Annotated in this window: 3 protein-coding genes; all 3 read left to right on the top strand. The window is 47.9% G+C overall.

The annotated features are described in order from the left end of the window. Window positions 1-136: 136 nt before the first annotated feature. Window positions 137-1,960, top strand: a complete 1,824-nt coding sequence (gene asnB, locus KKA81_16045; protein ID MBU2652439.1) for an asparagine synthase (glutamine-hydrolyzing) — start codon at window positions 137-139, stop codon at window positions 1,958-1,960. 33 nt (window positions 1,961-1,993) lie between these two features. After that, window positions 1,994-3,049, top strand: coding sequence for an SPASM domain-containing protein (locus tag KKA81_16040; GenBank protein MBU2652438.1), 1,056 nt, complete (start codon window positions 1,994-1,996; stop codon window positions 3,047-3,049). After that, on the top strand, window positions 3,034-3,686 hold a 653-nt coding region (locus tag KKA81_16035), incomplete at its 3' end, for a class I SAM-dependent methyltransferase (protein MBU2652437.1). The genes KKA81_16040 and KKA81_16035, both read left to right, overlap by 16 nt.

Here is a 3,686-nt window from a genome sequence, read left to right as displayed (position 1 = left end):
CAAGCGGAATTTTTACAAGCTCCTCATCCTTTTAATATCCGCAGAATTGTTTTGCAGAATGTATCGGTCCGGCAGATCCGGCGTGCACGGCAGTTTTGCCGATTTATCCGCTTGCCTGCAGGAGGAGTCATAACCGATGTGCGGTATCGTCGGATATCTTTCCCGGTCAGAGCATACAGATCCGTCCGTCTGCCTTCATGAGGCCGTTTTGATGTTGAAACATCGCGGACCGGACGATCATGGCATCTGGTTGGACACGCAAGCCGGTTTCGGTGTGAGTCGTCTTGCCATTCAGGACCTGAGCGCCAACGGACATCAACCGTTTCTGAGTGAAGATAGAAGATATGTGGTCGCTTATAATGGAGAGATCTACAATTTCAAATCGATTCGCGAACAACTGTTGAAACAAGGAGAAAGATTCGTCAGTGAAACCGATACCGAAGTTTTGCTGAAGCTATATCGGCAATACGGAAACCGTTGCCTGACAAAGCTGAACGGTATGTTTGCCGTAGCTATTTATGACACAGTGAAAAAAAAACTATTTTTAGCCAGGGACAGATTCGGTATTAAGCCCTTGTATTTGTTTTATGATCCCGGTGGCATTTATTTTGCCTCCGAGATGAAGGCGTTTCTGCCGTTTGTAAAAAAACTCGGATTGACCTGGGAGATCGAGGACCGGTGTCTGTATGAATATGCGCTGTTTCGCTATGTCAGCGGGGCCGATACGCTGGTACGGCGTGTCAAACGGTTCAAGCCCGGACATTGGATGGAGATTTTCCATAACGGCAACATAACCGAACAGCCATTCTATGATATCCGTCGAATCGGGTGGAAGCCGGAATGCATCGGGCAGACATCGGATGAAAACCGATGGGTTGAATGTGTAAGAGACCGGCTAAAAGAGAGCATACGACTCAGAATGATCAGCGATGCCCCCATCGGTGTGGCATTGAGCGGCGGAGTCGATTCTTCACTGATAACCGCCCTCATGAGAGAACTTCACAACGGAGACATCCGGACCTATTCGATTGTTTTTAATGAAAAACGACAGGCCGGCAGGTGCATCGACGAGTCCGAATTCAGCAGTTATGTGGCAGATCGTTTCGGCACCCGCCATCGTCAGATTGTCCTCGATCCAAAGTTTTTTACCGATACGTATCCCCTTGCCGTCTGGCACAACGATGAACCGATCAATTTCCCCAACTCCATGGGCGTGTACCTCTTTTCAAAGGTTGCGGCGGATGAGGTCAAAGTCCTGATCGGTGGAGAGGGGGCGGACGAGGTGTTTGCGGGTTACGACTATTTCAAGCGGAACAGGTCCCTATACACGCTCAAAAACCGATTTGCACGCGTCAGCGATATCGAAAATCTGATCCGGTTCAACAGTAGGGAATTGGATTTCCGGCAGGACTTAATCGATAACAGCGGATTTGATTCGGGAGTCAATCGAGAGATATATTACAGTATCCACACATACCTGCAGACAGTTGAAAACCGTCTGGATAAAATGTCCATGGCGGCCGGCATTGAGATGCGGGTTCCTTTTTTGGATCACAATGTTGTGGAAGCGTCCCTGAGTCTGCCGGACCGTTTGAAACTAAACGGTCTAACAACAAAATATATCATCAAACAACTGGCCAGTCGCTATCTTCCGGAAAAGCAGATTGCAAGGCCGAAGGTAGGGTTTTCGATCCCTCTCAATGAGTGGCTGCACGATAAAGCATATCTCGGGAAATACGTATCGATCCTAAAGGAAGAGAAGTCGATGAAACGTCCATACATCAAAGCCGGTGGACTCGACATGCTCTTGAGACAGTTTCACGGTAGAGAAGACACATTCGAATATTCCATTGCCGGGAGGGTTTGGATACTCATGAATCTCGAATTGTGGGTCAGAACATTTATAGAAGAAAAAAAACCGTTGGACGGCTCTCCCGACCAATCCGTGTTGTATGGATGATCCGATACTTCACCTTTGAGAAGGGACAAAGGCATGAACCGAACCCCGTATGAGAAAATCGACGTGTTTCAAAAGGAGATGTTCAGGCCGCTCACCCGGTTGAAAGATGTAATACCACTGGAAACACCTTACAGCATCGTCGTCGATCCGTCCAATCTCTGCAATTTCAGATGCGCTTTTTGTCCCACCGGCGATTCCGGACTGTTGAAGAAGATCGGCCGGCCCAAGGGCAACATGCCCCTGTCCCTTTTTCAGAAAATTATCGACGATATTTCGGGTTTCCGGGATTCACTCAAAGCCCTTTGGCTGGTTAAAGACGGCGAACCCCTGATGAACCCTGATTTTGGAAGGATGATACGATATGCCAAGGAGAGCGGAATTGCGGATGTCATCAAAACCACCACCAACGCTTCGCTTCTCGATGGGGAGCGTGGCATTGAACTGATCGAATCGGGGCTCGACCATGTTCGAATTTCCGTTGAACAGATCACGGATGACGGGTATCGGCGCGTTACCCGGAATTATTCCGATTATGGCAGAATCAGAAGAAACGTGACAATGCTGTTTAATGAAAAAATCAAGCGAAGAAGCAGACTGACAGTACACGTGAAAATACTCGATATCGATCTCACCGATACGGAAAAGGAAAAATTCATTCATGACTTCAAAGACATTTCGGATTCCTTGAATATTGAGACATTAATGGGATGGAGTAGATCCGAAGTTAAGGATTTTACGCTTGGAAAGGCCGTTGAATATGGTATGAGCAGTGCCGTCCCATTGAAAAGAGACAGAAAAATATGTCCGGAACCCTTTAAAACATTGTCCGTCAACTTCAACGGGGCTGTGTCGGTATGTTGTGTGGATTGGAGTTTCGGAACGGTGGTGGGTGATGTCACCAAGGAAAAAATCGGGGACATCTGGAATGGACCCAGACTCCATGAATTCAGGATGAAACACCTTCAGGGCGATCGCCGCACAATTTCGAGCTGCGCCAATTGCCAATACCTGCAGGGCATACCCGCTGAATCGGATATCGACGATTTCGCCGAGTCGGTCCGCGAAACATTGAAATGCCGAAATTCCTAAGACCGCAATACCTTCCGGAAGCAGCATTGATATTTGAGCGGTTTCCCAAAAAGCGTCCGTCTCTGCCGCCAGAAATTGAAGCGATCTATACTCCCTATTACCAACGGATTCAGGGCGGAAAGACGTTGGCTTCCGCCGTGTCTCGAAAGATGGAATCATGGGTTCATAAACAGGTGGCCAAAGATGTTCTGCATAAATCCCAAATAGGATCGACTTTGGAGATAGGCGCGGGATGCCTGAATCAGTTGTCTTTTGAGCCGGAAATCGGCCCGTATGACATTGTCGAACCGTTTCGGGATTTATACGAGGATTCGAAATACTTGCATCGCATCCGAAATGTCTATACCGATGTCAGCGAAGTACCTAAAAATCACCGATATGACAGAATCACCTCGATTCAGGCATTTGAACATATATGTAATTTGCCCGAGGCGGTAGCCAGGATCAGCTTGTTGCTTAAATCGGAAGGAAGGCTTCGGGTAGCAATACCCAGCGAGGGACATTTGTTGTGGTCGCTGGCCTGGCGATTGACATCGGGTTTGGAATTCAAGATCAAGTACGGCTTTAATTACGCCCTGTTCATGAGACATGAGCATGTAAATACAGCCCGGGAGATCGAGGCAGTTCTGCGATATTT

It is taken from the genome of Bacteroidota bacterium (assembly GCA_018831055.1).
In the GTDB taxonomy this organism is placed as follows: Bacteria; Bacteroidota; Bacteroidia; order Bacteroidales; family B18-G4; genus M55B132.
Note: the sequence above shows the minus strand (reverse complement) of the source record. Positions and strands in the feature narration are given on the sequence as shown.

Excerpts from the sequence above, each read along its gene's own strand:
- asnB (MBU2652439.1), top strand. The coding sequence starts at position 137 with ATGTGCGGTATCGTCGGATATCTTTCCCGGTCAGAGCATACAGATCCG.
- KKA81_16040 (MBU2652438.1), top strand. The coding sequence starts at position 1,994 with ATGAACCGAACCCCGTATGAGAAAATCGACGTGTTTCAAAAGGAGATG.